The organism is Cupriavidus sp. 05T313 (assembly GCF_056396665.1).
This window is the reverse complement of record NZ_JBFTLX010000451.1, coordinates 1-2,441: the sequence shown is the minus strand read 5'-3', so window position 1 is coordinate 2,441 and position 2,441 is coordinate 1. Positions and strand designations below refer to the sequence as shown.

Genomic DNA, 2,441 nt, shown 5'->3' with positions numbered 1-2,441 from the left:
CCCTCAGGAATCGGTCCCGCGCCTGAAAATGCTACAAAACTGCAAGTGATCGCTGCTCCGGTGTTCGTAGGAAATCCGGCACCGGTTAGGCGTGGACCATTTGATATAAAGTTGCGCTGGCCCTGCGCCGAATCCCCCCGTCCTCCAACGAGCGTGCAATCGCGCTGTTATCCGGTAAACATCTGGATGCGATCTATGCCGCCTGGCCCGCTGTTTCCGTGGTGTTCCTTAAGAAGTCACACCTTATTTTGTAACTGACACAAGAGCGAGGAGCGTGCCATACGCGCATAACTCATTGATTTATATGGAATAGTCAAAAATGTTCCCTTGAAAATCGTAACATTCGGCATCCAAATGTTTCTTCCTCGTTACGACTGGGTACGCGCGATCCGATCAATCCCCTCCAGCTAACAGGCGCGTTCCGTGATGTTACCGTTACGTCCAGACCGGAGGATGTGGAGGAAAGCCAAATGCAGCGTGTGGCAGATGGTTGCAACCGTGAAACAGGATCGGCGTTTGTGACCGAAAAGCTTGTTCGCGTTTGTCGCGTAACTCCCTGGGCAATCCCTTAGTCGTCACAGCTTGTCGACACCATCGCTGGCTAGAAGGATTACCCCGAACGGGATACCTCGGCGTGCCCTTGCCCGTTCCGGTCGAGATGGATCGGTCAGATGGCTGAGGCAGGCATGGTCTGGGGGAGTGTGCGCATATCCGTGCAGATCTGTTTCATTTCTGGAACATCCGGCCTGGCAATGGCCAATCTGAAATGCAATACCTCGCTTCTGGAGAGATGGCGCCAGGAATATGGGGCGTCGGATAAGAGGAAGTGGGGGCTGAGCTGCTGAGCCGGGGCATAATGCTCTGGAGAAAGAACCTCCACGATGAGGAAGCGGACCCGGYGCACACGCAGCGTTCGAGGAAAGAGCGGCTGGCGGCGATGCGCGTTGACCGAACACTGGCGGGGATGTCTCAGCAGTTGGAGGAACATCCGAACCGGATCACGGAATGGGGAAGCGGCGAAGGTGGGGCAGCGGCCGTGTTCGGCGGTACCCCGCAACTGACGCGGGAGAATGTTCTTTTCGCTCAGCAGGGTGCGTGCGCAAAGCGGTGAAGGGGCGGAGCCACAAGCTGCCGGCGACATGGCAGGCCGACGTGGCAGGAATTGGGGGGCTGGCGTCGACGTACCTGGTGCGTTTTTAACAGGTTGCGGCAATGCGCGATCTCAACTATTTTTGTTCGACAGCGCCGCATGCGATTGGAGGATGCGCTCTTGATGACCCTCATACTTTTCTGTATCGTCCTCATCGCCCTATGGATCGAGCGACTGAGGCCGGCGCAACATCAGCCGGTATATGCTGCCGGGTTTAATTTGCGCTATATGTTCGCATTCACGGTGGCCCAGGCGATAATTCTTCCCGTCGTGTCGGTTGCAGCGTCATACGCCGCGAATGCTGCTGGTGGCGGCTGGATAGTGTTGCCAGCGACAGGGTGGTCAATATTGCCAGCGTTTTTCGCCTATGCGCTGACGGTGGATTTTCTGGAATACGCGTTCCATCGTGCGCAACACCGAATCCCTGTCCTGTGGGCCATGCACTCGTTTCATCACAGCGACCAAACTCTGAACGCATCAACGGTGAGTCGCCATTACTGGGCCGAGCCGGCAATCAAAACGCTATCAATATTCCTTGTGGCAGGGGTAGTATTCAAGCCAGGATTACCCGTCCTTCTTTTATACAATGTCGTGTCGTTCTACAACATTTTCTCGCATATGAACTTGCGGATCGGATTTGGTCGCTGGTCTTGGATGGTGAATTCGCCGCAATATCATCGAATTCATCACTCGGCGCGCCCAGAGCACTACGACTGCAATTTTGCTGCGCTATTTCCGATTTTCGATGTGTTGTTCGGGAGCTACTACAAGCCACGTTTCAATGAATTTCCACCAACCGGAATTGAGGGGAGTGATCGACCAGAAAATCTCATTGAGGCATTCGCATGGCCGGTGCGCAAGTTCATGCGCCGGCCCGTTAGCAATCAAGAACCTGCGGTCGGGAATGCCGATGGAATAACGAGAGWGTAGCTCGCGCAGATGGCAATTCCGGCTACAGTGCTGCCTGTCAATGTAATCTAGAAGAACCGATTCTGGTACGGTTCGAGGCCGGAATTCAGAAAGATATTTCCTGCCGTGTCGACAAGCGTTAATTCGCATGCGGATGCGTTTCAACGTTTGAGGCCGTAAGTGTGGCGGTACGCGGAATCCCGCTTTGGGATTGGCTTTACAGGCGACTCCACCTGTTTACAAGCGAAAACTCGCACTTTCACACGGGCTGTCGGACGAGGCGTTGGAAGACGCGCTGTACGACTGCATGGCGATGCGCGCGTTCGCCGCGATCGACCTGTCGGTCGAAGCGGCGCCGGACGCGACTACGCTGGTGAAGTTT

Annotated in this window: 1 protein-coding gene and 1 pseudogene; both read left to right on the top strand. The window is 55.3% G+C overall.

Annotation, left to right across the window (positions count from 1 at the left end):
• The first annotated feature begins 1,273 nt into the window (after positions 1 to 1,273).
• Positions 1,274 to 2,080 (top strand): sterol desaturase family protein, encoded by an 807-nt coding sequence (locus AC1DKD_RS40660; RefSeq protein WP_477144688.1) that lies wholly within the window; start codon positions 1,274 to 1,276, stop codon positions 2,078 to 2,080.
• A 241-nt stretch (positions 2,081 to 2,321) separates the two neighbouring features.
• Positions 2,322 to 2,441 (top strand): annotated as a pseudogene (locus AC1DKD_RS40655) (transposase); the annotation flags it as partial.